Annotated in this window: 12 protein-coding genes and 2 pseudogenes; 6 read left to right on the plus strand and 8 right to left on the minus strand. The window is 63.8% G+C overall.

Features of this window, described 5'->3' with window-relative positions; genetic code table 11:
- Nucleotides 1–8: 8 nt before the first annotated feature.
- Genes AC07OT_RS02270 through AC07OT_RS02280 form a run of 3 tightly spaced genes read right to left on the minus strand, consistent with a single transcriptional unit; the run spans nucleotide 9 to nucleotide 3,874 of the window.
- Complete coding sequence (locus AC07OT_RS02270) at nucleotides 9–803, minus strand: SDR family NAD(P)-dependent oxidoreductase (RefSeq protein WP_495107322.1); 795 nt, start codon at nucleotides 801–803, stop codon at nucleotides 9–11.
- Between the two features lie 27 nt (nucleotides 804–830).
- On the minus strand, nucleotides 831–2,321 hold the full coding sequence (locus AC07OT_RS02275) for an aldehyde dehydrogenase family protein (RefSeq protein ID WP_495107323.1): 1,491 nt from the start codon (nucleotides 2,319–2,321) through the stop codon (nucleotides 831–833).
- 11 nt (nucleotides 2,322–2,332) lie between these two features.
- Nucleotides 2,333–3,874 carry an acetolactate synthase large subunit gene (locus AC07OT_RS02280; protein ID WP_495107324.1) on the minus strand — a complete coding sequence of 514 codons (1,542 nt, stop codon included), beginning with the start codon at nucleotides 3,872–3,874 and terminating at the stop codon, nucleotides 2,333–2,335.
- 237 nt (nucleotides 3,875–4,111) lie between these two features.
- Between AC07OT_RS02280 and AC07OT_RS02285 the strand changes: the two genes are divergently transcribed.
- Nucleotides 4,112–4,870: an IclR family transcriptional regulator gene (locus AC07OT_RS02285; protein WP_065941646.1), complete on the plus strand. Its 759-nt coding sequence runs from the start codon at nucleotides 4,112–4,114 to the stop codon at nucleotides 4,868–4,870.
- A gap of 9 nt (nucleotides 4,871–4,879) precedes the next feature.
- Here AC07OT_RS02285 and AC07OT_RS02290 read toward each other — a convergent pair whose 3' ends face one another.
- From AC07OT_RS02290 to AC07OT_RS02300, 3 genes are all read right to left on the minus strand, one after another.
- Nucleotides 4,880–6,205 (minus strand): hypothetical protein, encoded by a 1,326-nt coding sequence (locus tag AC07OT_RS02290; RefSeq protein WP_495107325.1) that lies wholly within the window; start codon nucleotides 6,203–6,205, stop codon nucleotides 4,880–4,882.
- A gap of 3 nt (nucleotides 6,206–6,208) precedes the next feature.
- Nucleotides 6,209–7,639, minus strand: a complete 1,431-nt coding sequence (locus AC07OT_RS02295; RefSeq protein ID WP_495107326.1) for an aldehyde dehydrogenase family protein — start codon at nucleotides 7,637–7,639, stop codon at nucleotides 6,209–6,211.
- A gap of 91 nt (nucleotides 7,640–7,730) precedes the next feature.
- On the minus strand, nucleotides 7,731–9,179 hold the full coding sequence (locus tag AC07OT_RS02300; protein ID WP_495107327.1) for an APC family permease: 1,449 nt from the start codon (nucleotides 9,177–9,179) through the stop codon (nucleotides 7,731–7,733).
- A 712-nt stretch (nucleotides 9,180–9,891) separates the two neighbouring features.
- On the opposite strand from AC07OT_RS02300, the pseudogene AC07OT_RS02305 reads away from it, so the two are divergent.
- Nucleotides 9,892–10,701, plus strand: a pseudogene (locus tag AC07OT_RS02305) (HAMP domain-containing protein); the annotation flags it as partial.
- 315 nt (nucleotides 10,702–11,016) lie between these two features.
- Nucleotides 11,017–11,559: pseudogene (locus AC07OT_RS02310) on the plus strand (methyl-accepting chemotaxis protein); the annotation flags it as partial.
- A gap of 48 nt (nucleotides 11,560–11,607) precedes the next feature.
- Here the strand turns inward: AC07OT_RS02310 and AC07OT_RS02315 are convergent.
- Entirely contained in the window at nucleotides 11,608–13,056 is a 1,449-nt protein-coding gene (locus AC07OT_RS02315) for an APC family permease (RefSeq protein ID WP_495107328.1), read from the minus strand.
- 223 nt (nucleotides 13,057–13,279) lie between these two features.
- Nucleotides 13,280–14,248, minus strand: coding sequence for a helix-turn-helix domain-containing protein (locus tag AC07OT_RS02320; RefSeq protein ID WP_065927427.1), 969 nt, complete (start codon nucleotides 14,246–14,248; stop codon nucleotides 13,280–13,282).
- Between the two features lie 191 nt (nucleotides 14,249–14,439).
- Between AC07OT_RS02320 and AC07OT_RS02325 the strand changes: the two genes are divergently transcribed.
- The 3 genes from AC07OT_RS02325 (at nucleotide 14,440) to AC07OT_RS02335 (ending at nucleotide 17,944) form a co-directional block, all read left to right on the plus strand.
- Nucleotides 14,440–15,816: an aspartate aminotransferase family protein gene (locus AC07OT_RS02325; protein WP_065927426.1), complete on the plus strand. Its 1,377-nt coding sequence runs from the start codon at nucleotides 14,440–14,442 to the stop codon at nucleotides 15,814–15,816.
- 27 nt (nucleotides 15,817–15,843) lie between these two features.
- Nucleotides 15,844–17,298 (plus strand): aldehyde dehydrogenase family protein, encoded by a 1,455-nt coding sequence (locus tag AC07OT_RS02330; protein WP_098479422.1) that lies wholly within the window; start codon nucleotides 15,844–15,846, stop codon nucleotides 17,296–17,298.
- Between the two features lie 82 nt (nucleotides 17,299–17,380).
- A complete protein-coding gene (locus AC07OT_RS02335; RefSeq protein ID WP_027606691.1) occupies nucleotides 17,381–17,944 on the plus strand; it encodes a cytochrome b in 564 nt (187 codons plus the stop codon).
- Nucleotides 17,945–17,974: the final 30 nt, after the last annotated feature.

Here is a 17,974-nt window from a genome sequence, read left to right on the forward strand (position 1 = left end):
GATGCTCCTCAGATGTAGATACCACGGGTCAAGCCACCGTCGATGCCGATGGATTCGCCCGTCACTGCACCGGCTTTTGGCGATGCCAGGAAGCCGATCAACCAGCCCATTTCAATCGGTGCGAGGGTGCGGCGAATCGGTGTCGCGTCGATGTAGGCCTGCTCGACCTGCTCGGCGGTCTTGCCCTGCTTGACTGCTTCGCGCTCGTACAGCTCCTGGATATGCGGGGTGTCGACGACGCCAGGGTGAATCAGGTTGACCGTGATCCCCGACGGGCCGAGCTGGTCGGACAGGGTCTTGGTCATGTGCGCGATCGCCAGGTTGCGCATGCCCGAAAGCACCTTGCTGCTGCGCCCGGTGAGGCCGCCGATGTTGATGATGCGTCCGAAGCCGCCCGCCTTCATGTGCGGGGTCACGGCCTTGGCGCAGCGGAAGTAGCCGATCACCTTGGTGTTGAGGTCCGACAGCAGCTCATCGTCGCCGGCGTGTTCGATGTCATTGCGCACCACACCCGATGGCGCCGCAGCACCGTTGACCAGGATGTCGATGCGGCCGAAATGCTTGTGCGCCGCCTCGACCATCTCCGACACGGCCTTCATGTCATTGGTGTCGCAGAACAGCGGCAGCACTTCATTGCCGGTCTGTGCACTGATCTCCTCGGCCGCCAGTTGCAGGAACGCCATGCGCCGCGCGCAGATCACCACCTTGCAGCCTTCCTCGGAGAGAAAACGTGCGACTTCCTTGCCGATGCCCATACCGCCACCGGTGACAATGGCCACGCGGCCTTTCAATTCCAGATCCATAGCAATTACCTCGTGTGATTATTCAGTTCAGGCCAGATCGACAAACACGCTTTTGGTCTCGGTGTAGGCATCGATCACGTTCTTGCCCATTTCCCGGCCCCAGCCGGATTGTTTGTAGCCACCGAACGGTGAAGAGGGATCGACCACGTTCCAACAGTTGATCCATACCGAGCCGGCCTTGAGCTGTGCCGCCACGCGGTGCGCCGAACGCAGGTCGCGGGTCCACAGGCCGGCGGCGAGGCCATACGGCGAATCGTTGGCGCGCAGCACCAGGTCGTCGATGTCGGTCCAGCTCATGACGGTCAGTACCGGGCCGAAGATTTCTTCGCGGGCCACGCAGGCGCGCTCGGCACGGTCGAGGAACACGCTCGGTTGAATGAAATGCCCATGCTCCAGGTGCTCGGGACGGCCGCCGCCGCAGATCAGTTCGGCGCCCTCTTCCTGGCCCCGCTGCAGGTAACCCTTGACGGTGTTCAACTGCCGCGCGGACACCAACGGCCCCATGCTGTTGGCCGGGTCCAGGCCATTGCCCAGCACATAGGCGGCGGCATGGCGCTGCAATTCTCCGAGCACCTGGTCGAGCACACTGGCGTGCACATACAGGCGCGAGCCAGCCGTGCACACCTGGCCCTGGTTGTAGAAAATCCCATCGGCAGCCCCCTTGGCGGCGCGCACGATGTCGGCGTCGGGCAGGATGATGTTCGGCGACTTGCCGCCCAGTTCCAGCGAGACCTTTTTCATGTTGCGGGTAGCCGCCTGGGCGATCAGCCGCCCGACCTGGGTCGAGCCGGTAAAGGCGATCTTGTCCACCTCGGGGTGCTGTGCCAGTGGTGCCCCCGTGTCGGCGCCCAGGCCGGTGACCAGGTTGACGACGCCGGCGGGGAAACCTGCGGCCTCGATCAGTTGCACCAGGCGGATCGCGACCAGCGGGGTCTGCTCGGCGGGCTTGAGCACCGCCACGCAACCGGTGGCCAACGCCGGGCCGAGCTTCCACACGCACATGGTCAACGGGAAGTTCCACGGCACGATCAGCGCGCAGACCCCCACCGGTTCGCGCAACGTATAGTTGAGCATCGGCGCGCCGCTGGCCGGGGATACGGGCAGCGTGCTGCCTTCGATCTTGGTGGGCCAGCCGGCGAAGTAGCGAATGATGTTTGCCGCGCTGGCCGCCTCACCGCGCGCGTTGGCGATAGGCTTGCCGTTCTCCAGGGTGATCAGTTGCGCCAGCTCCTCGCGGTGCTGGTCCAACAGATCGGCTAGGCGAAACAGCAACAGGCCGCGCTGCGCCGGTGACTGCAAGGCCCACGTGCCGGTAAAGGCTGCGCGGGCGGCCGCGACGGCCGCATTCACATCGCGTTCATCGCCTTGGGCGACTTCGGCCAGGGTCTGTTCGGTGGCCGGGTTTTCCACGGCAAAGCGACGACCGCCGGCGGCGTCCTGCCAGGTGCCGCCGATAAACAGGCGACCGGGCTGCGCCAGGAATGCCTGGACGGCAGGTAATAATTCGGGCTGATGCATAGTCGACTCCTTCACAGCGCCATTTCGATCAGGCAAGGGCCACGGTCGGCCTTGGCATTGGCCAGGGCCCGTTGCAGTTCGGCATTGGTCTGGACCGTGCAGGCCGGTACTCCGTAGCCCTTGGCCAGGGCCTTCCAGTCGATACGCGGGTTGTCGAGCACGGTCAGGCGCAGGGCCTGGGGGTCCATTTCGGTCATGCCGAAACGGCGCAGTTCGTTCTGCAAAATCGCGTAGCGATGGTTGGCGGCAATCAGGATCACCACCGGCAACTGCTCGCGGGCGATGCTCCACAGGGTCTGGATGGTGTACTGGGCGCTGCCGTCGGATTGCAGGCAAAACACGCTATTGCCGCGTTCCGCCAAGGCGGCGCCGAAGCCCACCGGAATCCCCTGGCCGATCGCGCCACCGGTATTGGTCAATACCCGATGCCGCGCGGCGCGGGCGGAGGCGGTAAAGAACGGGTAGCCGCAGGTGCCGCCCTCGACCGAGACAATGCTGTCGTGGGGCAGTGACGCGGCCAGCACTTGGCCAATGGACTGCGGTGTCAGTTCGGCATGGCCGGGCGGCAGTTCGATCCCCTCCGGCGTCGGCACGTAGGCCGGTGCAGCCAGGGCATCGGCCAGCGCCGTCAACGCGCCGGCGACATCGTCACCGACCTCGGCCAGGCTCAGCAGGCGCTCACGCTCGGCGAGGCGCGACGGGATGCCTTCGTAGCCAAAATAACTGATGGGCTCCGGCACGCCCGCACAGATGACCAGGTCGTACTGCTCAAGGATTTCAATCGCCACTTCCGGGAAATACGGCAGGCGATCCAGGTCGGGCAAGCCACCGCCACGGTAGCTCAGGCGCGGAAAGGTCTCGGCAAACAGGCGTACGCCGGGCAGTTGTGCCAGGCGCCCCGCCGCTTCCAGGCCGGCGACCGACAAGCCCTCATCGCCGACGATAAACACCAGCCGCTGGCCGTCACGCAATGCCTGCGCCACGGTTTCGATCCGGTCACCGGCAAACCGACGAACCGGTGCGCGCAGAGGGGCGAATACACCGTTATGGGTCACTGCGTGGGCCTGCAGGTCCATGGGCAGGATCAGGCTGGCGATCTGGCCTTTGGCCTGCCAGGCCGCACGCACGGCTTCCTGCAGATCCTCACCGATACCGGCAGCGGTGCGCGAGGTGCGCACCCAACCGGAAACGGCACCGGCCAGGGCCTGGATGTCGCTGGCCAAGGGCGGATCGTAGTTGACATGCCAGGAGGCGTGATCGCCGATGACGTTGACGATCGGCGTATTGGCCCGACGCGCGTTGTGCAGGTTGGCGATGCCATTGGCAAAGCCCGGCCCCAGGTGGGTCAGGGTCATGGCCGGCTTGCCGGCGATCCGGCCATAGCCGTCCGCAGCCCCCGTGCAGACCCCTTCGAACAGCGACAACACCGGCTTGAGAGCAGGTGCGCTGGCCATGGCGGCCACCAGGGGAATCTCGGTGGTCCCGGGGTTGGCGAAGCAGTACTCGATACCGCTTGCCGCTGCCGCATTCACTATCAGTTGCGCACCATTCATTTTCAGCCCTCTTGCTTGAGCATTTGCAGTGATGAGATTTATCACATACAAATCCGCAACCAACAAGAACTTTATGTGTGTTTTTCTCACTTAATGAGATTTATGAGATTTTAGTAGCCTCAAAAGCTAACCCGCGATTGCGTTTTTCTCTCACTGCGGTAGTGTTGCGCCAGCGCTTGGGCAACCGGCTCCCCGTGGGGACGCCACAAGCGCCCTTCCCTTTTTTTTAGGAACACAATGAGCAGCCTGAGCAAATTGCTGAGCATCCTCGACCTGTTCGGTCCGCAAATGCTGAAGATCGACCCCGACACCATTGCCGAGCGCATGGGCCTGTCACGGGCGACCGTGTACCGCTACGTCAAGGATTTGTGTGACGCCGGCCTGCTGACCCGCGTGGACGCCGGCAGCTACGGCCTGGGCCCGCGGGTCATCGAGCTGGACTGGATGATGCGCCAGTACGACCCGATCCTTCTCGCCGGGCGCGAGCTGATGCACGAGCTGTCGGCGCAAACGGGCCTGGCGGTGTTCGCCAGCGTGTTTTACGACGGGCGCATCATCAACACCTACATCGCCGAACCCACCGACACCTATCACTTCGCGTTCGGGCGCGGGCAACCGCTGCCGTTTTTCCGCGGGGCACAATCGAAGGTCTTGATCGCCTTCCAGAAAGGACGTCGCCTGCAACGCCTGTTCGACGAGCACATGGCCAACGACCCGGACAGCCCGTATGACTGGGCGGGCTTCTCCAGGGCCGCGAAAAAAATCCGCAAGGACGGCTACTGCCTGACCCACGACGAACTCAACCTGGGCCTGACCGGTATCGCTGCGCCGATCATCCAGGCGGACCTCGACGAGGTGGTCGGCAGCCTGTCGGCCGTCGGCACCACCCAGAACTTCAAGCTGCTGCGCCAGGAAACCGTAATCGAAATGGTCATGGACACCACCCGGCGGATTGCCGAAAACATGCGCAACCCGCCGAGCCACACCGCCCCCTAGGCGTCATGTTCAGAACGGCACGGCCACCGTCAACTGGCTGTACAGGTTGGTGCCGTTGCCGCCGACCTGATTGCCCCCGGTGGTCGCGTCCTGCCTGGGTGTGTACAGCCCCACCAGCGGGGTGATGATCAAGTGCGGGTTGACCGCCCACTCGGCGTACACATCCAACTCACGGCCATCGAGGTTCAACGCGTTGCTTTTGCGCACGGTGGCGTAGTCGAAATACAGCGCGCCCAGGCTCAGGTTTTCCAGTGGGGTTGCCTTCAGCCCGACATGGTGGATGCGGGTATTGGTGTTGAACGGCCCGGCGTAATTGCCGGCCACTTCGCCCTGGAACCAGGTGCCGTAGCCCGTGCTCTGGCCGGTGAACAGTGCATCCCAGTTCTGCGAATAGCGGGTGTAGCGATACGTCACCTTGGGCGCCCAGGCGATATCGGCGAAGGTGTAGCCCGCTTCGCCGTACCAGGCTTTTTCTGGCCCGGCGTCCTTGTCCTGCCAGGCATACTCGAACGCCAGGCTTACGTTCTTGATGCCCGCATCGCCTTCACCGCGCACGCTATAGATGTTCATGCCCTTGCGCTGGCGTTGAAAGTCGCTGGCCCATTGATCGTTCACGTCCATGCCGTGCACCCAGGTCAAGCCGAGCGTCCCCGGCTGGGCGGTGTAGTCCAGGGTCGCGGCGGCCAGTTCGGTTTCGGCCTGGATACGGTTATCGGACTTGAGCCACAGCACACTGCCGTGCAGGCCATCCTGCCCCCCCAGGCGCACCACCGCGGTTTGGTCGAACGCGTGCCGGGCCGCCAGGTAGTAGGCGCCTCCACGGTTCAAGGTGCCATCCGCCGGGCCTTTGCCCGGGTTCAGCCCATCGTCGTTGATCAGGAACCCTCGGCCGACCTTGACCACCTGGCGCCCGCCGGAAATATCCACGCCGTCCTGACCGAGTGCCGGGAACAGGTCGCCGGAGCGCCAGCCCAGGTAGGCGTCTTCAATCTTCGTGGTGCGCTCGGTGCCAACGCTGTTGCCACCCGGATCGCCATCGCCCCACGTGGCGGAGCTGACCAGGGCAAATGCCCCGTAGGCGCGGCCATTGCCGCCGAGTGCCTGGTCGCCACTCACGCCATACTTGATAAAGCCTTCACGCCAACTGGAGCCGCCCGGCGTGCCGTCGTAGTTCTTGCGACTGTTGAACTGACCGAACACTGCGGTCATGTCGGCGTTGAGGTGACGGCTCTCATCGCTGTACAGCTCATAAGCGTGCACCTGACTGATAGCGCCGAGCGTCAGGGTGCACACAAGCGTGCAACCGAATACGGGATGACGGGATAGATAACGCATGGCTCAAACTCCTTCTTCGACAGCCTGCTTGCGCACAAACAACAGTTGCTGCCCCGTGAACTCCAGCAGCCCCTCCAGACCGAACTCGACACCGAACCCCGACATCTTGCTGCCGCCAAACGGCGTGTTCGGCTGGATCTGTGCGTGGCAATTGACCCACGCCACACCACTCTCCAAGCGACTGGCCAAGGCCTGGGCCTGCTCGACATCCGGCCCCCAGACCGAGCCGCCGAGGCCCATGTCACCGGCATTGGCGCGCTTCAGGACATCCTCGACATCCCGGTAGGCAATCAACGGCAACACCGGGCCGAACTGTTCTTCGTCGACCAGGCGATGGCCGTCGGTCACGTCTGCAACCAGCGTCGGCGGATAGAAATAGCCCGGATGGTCCAGGCGCGCACCGCCACATAACACGCGCGCACCCTGTGCCCGTGCGTCGTCGACCAATGCCTCCACCAGTTCCAGTTGCTCAAGGTTCTGCACCGGCCCGAAGGTGACACCGGCGTCCAGGCCGTCGCCCACGACCTGGCGCGCCGCAATGTGCGTCAGCGCGTCGGCAAAAGCCTCGTACTGCGACTCATGGATATACAGGCGCTTGAGCGCAGCACAGGTCTGGCCCATGTTGAGAAAGGCCGCCTGGAAAATTTCCTCGGCCACGGCCTCCACGGAGGTCCCCGGCAATACGATGGCGGCGTCGTTACCACCGAGTTCCAGGGTCAGGCGCTTGAGGTTGCTGGCGGCACCGCGCATCACGCTTTGCCCGGTGGCGGTGGAACCGGTGAACACGATCTTCTGGATCCCCGGGTGCGAGGTGATCGCACTGCCGAAGCCTCGCTCGCCGGTCACGCAGTTGATCACGCCACGGGGCACATGCCGGGCAATGATCTCGGCCAGGCCCAGGGTGCTCAGCGGCGTCAGGCTCGACGGTTTGCTGATCACGCAGTTGCCGGCACGCAGCGCCGGCATGATGTGCCAGACGGCGATCATGAACGGCCAGTTCCAGGGGGTGATCGACGCCACCACGCCCAAGGGTTTGCGGTGCAGCTCAATACGCTGGGTGGGCGTTTCTTCCACCCGTTCCACCGCAATTTCCTGCCCGGCCGCGTAGCGAGTCCAGGCGGCGGCGCCCATGACCTCGGAAAAAGCCAGCTCCAATGGCTTGCCCTGTTCCAGCACAATCAGCCGGGCCAGTGATGGGGCCTCCTGCTCGATATCCGCGGCAATCGCCAACAAACGTTCACAGCGATCAGGGTGACTGCTGTGGCGCCAGCTCTTGAAGGCCAATTGCCCGGCGTTCACCGCCTGGTCGAGTTGCCCCAGGGAACCGGCCGGGCACTGGGCGAACACGGCCCCGGTGGCCGGGTTGATCACATCGAACCGGCCTTCTTCACCGGCCACCTGGATCCCATCGATGAGCATTTTATAGTTGTGCATTTGAAACCTTCCTTTCACACGCTGGCGCGCCATGCCGAGCAACGGCAGGCTGCGATTGTCTGGTTAGTCGAGCGATAAAAACGCGGGGGCCTTAAAGCTTGTGGCTGCCCAAGGCCAGGAAGCGTTGCGGCGAGCTGTTGCGCAGTCGCGCGGCGAGCACGATGCCGATGATCAAGGCCGCCGGAATAATCGCGCAGAGGCTGTAGGACAGCAGTTGGCTGGCACCGGTCAGCACATCGAAATGCACCACCGCCAACACCAGCACCATCACCAGCGCCAGGCACGAAATACCGGGCAGGATCCGTCCACGCAGCAGCCCGACCTTAAGCTCGGGATGGCGATGAAAGTAGACGCACACCGACACCGAGGTCAGCGCCATCAACAGGATCACGCACAGCGTGGCCAGGTTGGACAGCCAGGCAAACAGTTGCAGGATCGGATCGGCGTCCATCGCGGCAAACATCAGTACCACGACCGCCGCGATCAGGCTTTGCAACGCCGAGCCCATATGCGGGCTTTGGTGCACCCGGTGGGTGGTGCCCAACAGGCTGTGCAACAGGCCGTCGCGGCCGATGGCGTAGAAGTAACGCGCGGCGGCGTTGTGAAAGGCCAACAGCCCGGCATAAATACTGACCATGAACAGCACGCGGATGATCTGGGTCAGTTGCGGGCCGACAAAGTGGTCGGACATGCCATAGATAAAGGTGGTCGGGTCCTGCAGGGACTGCAGCAGCGGCACGATTTTGTCCGCCCCCACGCCCACCACCATCGACCACACCGACAACGCGTAGAAACCGCCGATCAGCAACACCGAACAGTAGGTGGCAATCGGGATACTGCGCTTGGGGTTCCTGGCCTCTTCGCCGTAGATAGTGGTGGCCTCGAAGCCGATAAAGGCGGCGAAGCAGAACAGCAAGCCGATTGACGGCGTACCACTGAACACATGATGACTGCTGAACGAATCCAGGTTGATGCCGCTGTCGCCGCCGGACTTGAGGATGGCGAAGTCCAGGACCAGGATCGCCAGGTACTCGGCGATCACCACCACCGACAGCACCCGTGCCGACAGGTCAATCTTGCGATAGCCCAGGATCGCGATGCTCACCATCGCCATCAGCGAGTAGGCCCACCAGGGCAGCACCAGGCCGAAGGCGGTTTCCATGGTGCCACTGACCACACCACCGAACATCCCGTACAACCCGACCTGCAGGATGTTATAGGCAAACATCGCCAGCACCCCAGCGGCACCGCCCGCCAGGCCACCCAGGCCACGGGACGTGAACGCGTAAAAGCCACCGGCATTGGTCACGTGGCGCGACATGGTGGTGTAACCCACCGAGAACGCCAGCAGCACCAGCAAGGCCAGGATCAGCAACGCCGGGGTGCCCGCACCGTTGCCCAGCATGATGCCGATGGGGAAGCCGCCGGCGATCACACTGAGCGGGCTTGCCGCCGAGATCACGAAGAAGATGATGAAGCCCACACCCAGGGCACCACGCTTGAGCTCCGTAGAGCTGTTGACCGGGATAGATACACTCATGTTGTTGACCTTATTGTATGAGGCAGTCGCTTTTGGGTTGGCCCGACCACACCGCATCGGCACCGGTTAGCGTTTTGTTTTAGTTGCGCGCTGAATTTGATCCTATGCCCGCCCTGGAACGGCTCGCTATCCCAAATCGGTAGCATCCAAAGCCCCGCCCCAAAACAGGTCGGGGCCGCCCGATCCCTCCTCGCGCTGTTGCCGATTTGGGATAGCCGCCCGGCCTGTCATGCCCGCACCCTAGCCTCACCCGTGCTATGCGCGGATGCCGGCAACAAGAATAAGAACGTGCCCATCACCGCCAACGCCTCCGTAGGAAGCCCCAGCCATGCGTCCAACCCATCTCACCCTCCAATGGCGTATCACCCTGCTGAGCGGACTTTGCCTGCTGGCAGTCGTGGGCGCGCTGATTGGCGCCAGCGCCTACCAGAATCAAACCAGTGCAAAGCTGCTCAAGGAGCAGAGCAGCGCGTTGCTGACACAGGCCGCGCTGGAACGCTTGCAGGCCCAGGCCGTGGCTCATGGCCAACAGGTGGAGCGTTTTTTCAATGAAACCGCGCTGTATGGCGAAGGGTTCGCCCAGCAGGTTCTGCAACTGCGCGAGCAAACCCTCAATGGACGCCTGACGGTCGTGCAATTGCGTCAAGCCCTGGTCGGCATCGCCCGAGAAGCCCTCAGGCAGCGCGAAAAAGTCCTCGGCCTGTACGTGATCATGCTGCCCGATGCCCTGGCCGGCAGCGACGCCGATTGGCGCGACCAACGCGCCCTGGCCGCGAATGAAACCGGGCGCTTTGCGCTGTACTGGTCCCAGAGCCAGCCGGGGCAACTGGTGCAGGAGGTGTTGAGCGAGGCACAAATCGCCGCCAACACAGCGCCCCCCGGCAGCGCACCGGCAAACGCCTGGTACGCTTGCCCTCAGGCGCAACGACAGGTGTGTGTGGTCGAGCCGTACACCATCGAAGTGGAAGGCCACAAAGCCCTGATGAGCAGCATTTCCATCCCCCTGATCGTCGACGGCAACGTGCTCGGCGTGGTGGGCATGGACATCAGCCTCGACACCTTGCAGAAACTGGCCGCCAACCTCAGCCAGGACCTGTACCAGGGCGACAGCGAGGTCACCCTGGTGTCGGCTTCGGGTCAAGTGGCGGGACGCAGCGGCGATGTCGCGGGGGAAACCCTGGACATCCGCCAAGCCGTGCAAACAGCAGCGGGCACTCCAGCCTGGCAACTGCAGATCAAGGTCCCGCAGTCGCGGGTGCAGGCCTCCGCCCGGCAGATGCAGAGCGAACTGGACGACAAAAGCCGTGAGTCCAATTGGCTCAACCTTGGCCTGGGCATCCTGGCCAGCAGCCTGGGGATGCTGCTGATCTGGCTGGCGGCCTACGGCGTGACTCGCCCATTGCTGAAGATGGCCGAGCTGCTCGATGCCATTGTCGAAGGCGACGGGGACCTGACCCAGCGCCTGCCCGTCGGGCGACGCGACGAGCTGGGCCGCCTGGCCAATGGTTTCAACCGTTTCCTCGACACCTTGCAGCCGATTATTCGCGCCATCCAGACCGCGTCCCTGGACACCCGCGACAGCGCCGACACCTCCTCCGGTATTGCCCGCGAAGTCAGCGCCGGCATGCAGCGCCAATACCGCGAAGTGGAGCTGGCCGCCACCGCGTTGCACGAAATGAGCGCCAGTGCCCAGGAAGTGGCCCGTCACTCCCACAGCGCCGCCGACGCCGCCACCGCCGCCGAAAACGCGAGCCGCTCAGGCCAGGCGGTGTTCTCCACCGCCGAACGCAGCATCGAGGCCCTCGACCAACGCCTGGAAACCACCCTCCAGCAAGTCAACGCCCTGGCCGACAGCAGCAACCAGATCGGTCAGGTACTGGACGTGATCAGCGCCATCGCGCAACAGACCAACCTGCTGGCGTTGAATGCGGCCATCGAAGCGGCCCGGGCCGGCGAACAGGGTCGCGGTTTTGCGGTGGTGGCCGATGAAGTCAGGCACCTGGCCAGCAACACCCAGAGTTCGGTCGAACAGGTGCGCACAGTGATCGAAACGTTGCAACAGCTGAGCCAGGCGGTGGTACACGGCACCCAACTGAGCCGCGAGCAAGCCGGCGGCAGCGTACTCCAGGTGCAACAGACCCGAGTGGCGCTGGGGCATATTTCCCAGGCCGTGGATGTGATCGAACAGATGAATCAGCAGATCGCCAGTGCGGCCCTGGAGCAGAGCAGCGTGGTGGACGATATCAGCCATCGCGTCAGCGACATCCGCGGTATCAGCGAAACACTCGCCGGGCGCATGCACGAGGCGTCGCAGGCCAGTGACGCATTGCATCAGATGGCCAATCACCAACAACAGCTGGTCGGGCATTTCCGCGTGTAATGGCGTGCTGCTGGTCAGGCGGAGCAGGCAGGCACCGCCGCCCACGCCTTAAAGCTTGTGGCTGCCCAAGGCCAGGAACCGCTGCGGCGACGCCTTGCGCAGCCGCGCCGCGAGAAATACACCGCCCAGCAACGCCAGGGGAATGATCGCGCAGAGGCCGTAGGACAGCAGCTGGCTGGCACCGGTCAGCACATCGAAATGCACCACCGCCAGCACCAGCACGGCCACGAGCGCCAGGCACGAGAAACCGGGGAGGATCTGCCCACGCCAGAGCCCGACCTTGAGCTGCGGATGGCGCCGGAAGAACACCAGCACCGCGGCCGAGGTCAGCGCCATCAGCAGGATCACGCACAGTGTGGCCAGGTTGGACAGCCAGGCAAACAGCTGCAGGATCGGATCGGCGTCCAGCGCCGCGAAAATCAACACCACCACGGCCGAGATCAGGCTCTGCAAGGCCGAGCCCATATGCGGGCTCTGGTGCACCCGATGGGTGGTGCCCAACTGGCTGTGCAACAAGCCGTCACGGCCGATGGCGTAGAAGTAACGCGCGGCGGCGTTGTGAAAGGCCAGCAGGCCGGCATAGATGCTGACCATGAACAGCACGCGGATAACCTGGGTCAGTTGCGGGCCGACAAAGTGGTCGGACATGCCATAGATAAACGTGGTCGGGTCCTGCAAGGCCTGCAGCATCGGCACGATCTTGTCCGCACCCACGCCCACCACCATCGACCACACCGACAACGCGTAGAAACCGCCGATCAGCAACACCGAGCAGTAGGTCGCAATCGGAATGGTGCGCTGCGGGTCCCGGGCTTCTTCACCGTAGATGGTGGTGGCCTCGAAGCCGATAAAGGCGGCGAAGCAGAACAGCAGGCCGATTGACGGCGTGCCGCTGAACACATGGCGGCTGCTGAACGAATCCAGGTTGATGCCGCTGTCGCCACCGGACTTGAGAATGGCGAAATCCAGGACCAGGATCGCCAGGTACTCGGCGATCACCATCACCGACAATACCCGCGCGGACAGGTCGATCTTGCGATACCCCAGGATCGCGATGCTTGCCATCGCCATCAGCGAATAGGACCACCACGGCAGCACCAGGCCGAAGGCGGCTTCCATGGTGCCGCTGACCACCCCACCGAACATGCCGTACAAGCCGACCTGCAGGATGTTATAGGCAAACATCGCCAGCACCCCGGCCGCGCCACCGGCCAGGCCGCCCAGCCCACGGGCGGTGAACGCATAGAAACCGCCGGCATTGGTCAGGTGGCGCGCCATGGTGGTGTAACCCACCGAGAACGCCAGCAGCACCAGCAAGGCCAGGATCAGCAACGCCGGGGTGCCCGCGCCGTTACCCAGCATGATGCCGATGGGGAAGCCGCCGGCGATCACACTCAGCGGGCTTGCCGCCGATACCACGAAGAAGATGATAAAGCCCACACCCAGGGCGCCACGCTTGAGCTCCGTGGAGCTGTTGATCGAGTTGGATACACTCATGCTGTTGACCTTATTGTATGAGGCAGTCGCTGTAGGATCGGTGCAGCCGGCTGTCGACCGGTACCGAATAGCTTGTCGTTCTTGTTGCACGCTGGCATCGATCCTATGCCTGCCCGACAGCGTGCCGGTATCCCAAATCGGTAACGCAAGCGCCCACGGCGAAACACCTGCGCATCCCGAGCGGACGACGCAGGCTGATTCCGATCTTGCTAAAGGCTAGGGTTCAGGCGCGCACGTTGCCGGTAATGGCGGCGCGGGTCGTGTGGGACGGCAACTGCGCGAACAGTTCCTGGTACTCCGCGGCAAAATGGCTCAGGTGATAGAAGCCCCACTGGGCGGCGGCATCCCCAATCGACAGCTCGGATGCCCGGGTAGACATCAAGGTTCGGCGTACGCCGTTGAGCCTCACTGAGCGCAGGTAATTCAGCGGTGTGGTCTCGGCGACCGAGCGGAAGCTGTTCTGCACCGTGCGCCGACTCACCTGGAGACGCTGGCACAAATCGATCACGCTGGGCACGTTGATCATTTCGGTCGTGGCCAGGCGATGACATTTCTCGACGATAAAGCTGCGCGTGGAACTGGGGCTGCGCTGCTGCTTGTCACAGGCCGGGTCGGTCATCAGTTGCAGCAGCTCGCCGAGCATGGCCTGTTCCAGCGCCGACTCACGCTCGCGCGTGTAGTCGAGGTCATCGTTTACCAGGGCCTCGGAGAACAATGCCAGCAATCGACGCCGGGCCTGGGCGAAACGCTGGGGAGACACCTTTATCACCGGTTGGCGCAGCAACCGATTGAGTTCTTTCGCCGACGCCGTCTGTTCCAGCGCCTCTTCGAACAATTCACGCTCAAAGGTAATGGACAAAAGCTCCATGCCCATCGGCATATGGAACATGAACTCCTCGCCACCGTGGAGGAAGAACAGGCTGCTGTCATCCACCTCGCGGCCCTGCATGCGAACCGAGCCGGGCACATTGATCGGCACCGCAAAACACATCTTGTCGCGAGGCGCCACGCCGTTCTGCACCACACGCTGGTTGATCTGCTCGAGGAACAGGTGGCAACCGGTCGTCGTCAGTTGCATCAGCGAACTCTCGGCCGAACCGGCGGTGAGCTGGCTGTAGTCCTGGCTCCACTGTTGGATGGTGGCTGCGTGGACGTGGATATCGCGGAAATGGCTGATCGTCTGGTTTTTCATTGGGGGGTGTGCCTCTACCAACATTCTTGTTTTTAGATCGCCGATGCCTTTGATACTCGCACATCGGTCACATCCTGCAAATTGTTTATGCGCTGGAATGCCCGCGTCTCATGTGCCGATTCGGGCTACCGGCCGGGAACCCGCGGCGGAGATGATCGGCACACTTAAATCGACATTCCAGAGAGACCGTCATGAGTGAAGCCAACTTTCAAGCCCTGCACTTCGCGGATGCCCCGCACATTGTCTCCGGCACACTGCCCGGCCCCAAGACCCGCGAGGCCCTGGCGCTGTCGGCGCGCACCGAGTCGATGGCACGCGGCGGCGGCCGCATGCCGGTGGCCATGGACCGCGCCTTCGGTGCGACCTTCAAAGACCCCGACGGCAACACCTACATCGACCTGTCTGCCGGCGTGGGCGTCAGCAGCGTCGGCCGCTGCCACCCCAAAGTGGTGCAGGCGATTCGCGAACAGTCCGAAGTGCTGATGCACGCACTGGAAATCAACAGCACGCGGCGCACCGAATTGGCGGCCAAGCTCTCCGAGATCGCCCCCGATGGCTTGCGTGGCGACTGCGTGACCTTCTTCACCCAGAGCGGCAGCGATGCGCTGGAGGCCGCGATCAAGTTTGCCCGGCGCATTACCGGACGCCACCAGATCATCGCCTTCCATGGCGGCTACCACGGCGTGTGGCATGCCTCGGGCGCGCTGACCACCGGCACGGCCTACCGCAAGGGCTTCGGTGCCCAGATGGGGGGCGTGATCCACGCGCCCTACCCGTACGCCTACCGTTTCCCCTTCGACACCACCCACAAAAGCGCCGAGCAGATCGCCGGCGAGTACATCGACTACCTGTTGAACACCCCGTACACGGCCGCCGATGACGTGGCGGCCGTGATCGTGGAGCCGGTCCAGGGCGAAGGCGGCTACGTGCCACCCTCGCCGGAATTCCTGCAATTGCTGCGCCAGGCCTGCGACCGCAGCGGCACATTGCTGATTGTCGATGAAGTGCAATCCGGCGCAGGACGCACCGGCAAGATGTGGGCGGTCGAACATTCCGGCGTGAAGCCCGACATGCTCACCTTCGGCAAAGGCATCGGCAGCGACCTGCCCATGGCCGGGCTGATCATGCGTTCGGACCTGGCGGCCAAGATCCCCGACGGCTCGATGCCCAACACCTTTGCCGCCAACTCGTTGTCGGCGGCCGTGGCGTTGACCAACATCAGCATCCTGCAGGATCCACAACTCGACCTGCTCAACCGCGCCCACACGTTGGGGCTGGAAGCCCAGGCGCATATTCGTGGCTTCAACAGCCCGCTGGTCGGCGAAGTGCGCGGGCGCGGCCTGATGATCGGTATCGAACTGGTCGAGGATCCGCTCACCAAGGCGCCCCTGGCGGGCGAAAAGATCGGCCAGTTGATGGGCTACCTGCTCAACCACGGCGTGCTGATGATCCCCTGCGGCCGCTACAGCAACGTGATGCGCGTGATGCCCTCGCTGACGATCTCCCGCGAACTGTTCTTCAAGGCCCTGGACATCTTCGGCGACGCCCTGGCGTCCCTTAAGGCGTGAGCCTGCCCACTACTCGAGGACCGCAACATGACTGAGCACTTGAATCATTTCATCGAAGGTACGCCCTGCGAAGCCTTCGACCGTCGCCGTTTCGACCTGGTCAACCCCGTGACCGAGCAGGTGTATGGCAGCTCCGCCCGTGGCACCCGCGAAGACGTGGAACGTGCCGTGGCGGCGGCACGCCACCAACTGGAAAGGGGCGACTGGAGCCAACTCGGCGGCGCCCAGCGTGGCCGACTGTTGGCGAAACTGGCCGACCTGGTCGAGCGCGACAGCGAACGGCTGGCCGATCTGGACGCCAATGCCATCGGCCGCTCGCCCATCGAACCGCGCCGGATGGACCTGCCCAACGCGATCGCCAACCTGCGCGCCGCCGCCGGCTGGGCCAATCAGCTCGAAGGTCGCACCATTCCCACCGGCGGTTACTTCGGCACCAAAACCCTGTCGTACACGGTGCGCGAGCCCGTCGGCGTAGTCGGTGCCATCGTGCCCTGGAACTCGCCGCTGATGATCACCGTGTGGAAGCTCGCCGCGTTGCTGGCGGCGGGCTGTACCGTGGTGGTCAAGCCTTCGGAGGAAACCCCGCAGTCGGCCCTGCACCTGGCGCTGCTGGCGCAGGAAGCCGGCTTCCCGGACGGCGTGATCAACGTGGTCACCGGCTACGGCAACGAAGTCGGTCGCGCCCTGTGCGAGCACCCGGATGTGGCCAAGATCAGCTTCACCGGCAGCCCCGAGGCCGGGCGTGAAATCCAGCGCACGGCCGGCGTGCTGTTCAAGCGCGTGGCCCTGGAACTGGGCGGCAAGAGCCCGCAGATTGTGTTCGACGATGCGTCCTTCGACGATGCCCTGCGCGGCTGTGCACTCGGCCTGTTCGCCAACCAGGGCCAGGTGTGTGCCGCCGGCTCACGGATCCTGGTGCAGCGCAGCCTCGCCGAGCGTTTCGGCGCCGCGCTGGCCGAGGCCGCACACGCAGTGAACGTCGGCGACCCGCGCGAGCCCGGGGTACAGATGGGCCCGGTGGCCAAGAAAGCCCAGTTCGATCGCGTCAACCGCTACATCCAACGGGGCATCGATCAGGGGGCAACACTGCTGGCCGGCGGTGTCTCGACGCCCGAGCAAGGCTGGTTCGTGCGCCCGACGATCTTCGCCAACGCCCGCAACGACATGGACATCGCCCGGGACGAGATTTTCGGGCCGGTCGGCACGCTGATCACCTTCGACAGCGAAGACGAAGCGATCGCCCTCGCCAACGACAGCACCTACGGCCTGGCGGCCACGGTCTGGACCGGCGACCTGGCCAGGGCGCACCGTGTGGCGGCGGCGGTAAAGGCCGGCGCCGTCGGTATCAACTGCTGGAGCCCGCTGGACGCCAACCTGCCTTGGGGCGGCGTCAAGACCAGCGGTATCGGGCGTGAAGGCGGGTTCAGCGGCGCGCTGGCCTACACCGAGGAGAAAGTCATCACCGTGCTGCTGCCCGCCTGAGCACACGCGCTGTCCTGACCGAGCCACCCTCCAACGTCGAGGGTGACCATTCCACCGTGCATCGCTCCCTGGAGAGCCTGATATGAACCCAATGGATCAACCGACAATCGATCGCTACCCGACGTCCCTGCGCCTGTTGCACTGGCTGCGGGCCGTACTGGTGCTGGGCCTGCTCTGGGCAGGCTGGCATATGACCGGCATGAATGATGAGGTGGCGAGCAAATTCGAGCTCTATTACCCGTGGCACAAGTCCTTCGGGGTGTTGACGTTCCTGGTGGTGCTGACTCAGCTCGCCGTGCGCTTTCGTACCCCCAGGCTGCCGCAGCCGCTGGAAACCCTGGCCGGGTATGAACGCTTCCTGTCACGCCTGACGCAGCGCGTCATGTATGTCCTGCTGGTGATCGTGCCGCTGATGGGTTACTCCATGTCGAGCACCTTTACGATGAGCGACGGGGTGTTCTTTTTCGGGGTCAACCTGCCGGAGCTGTTGCCGAAGAATGACGATTGGTTCGCGGTGTTCCAGTGGCTGCACAAAGTCCTCGCCTACACGCTGCTGGTGCTGATCGTGCTGCATGTCGCAGGCGCCCTCAAGCATCGCTTCTACGACCGCGATCCGCGCAACGACGTGCTGCGCCGGATGCTCTGAATGAATGAGGCGTGCAGGCAAGGGACATGA

It is taken from the genome of Pseudomonas sp. GW821-FHT09C10, from assembly GCF_059418085.1.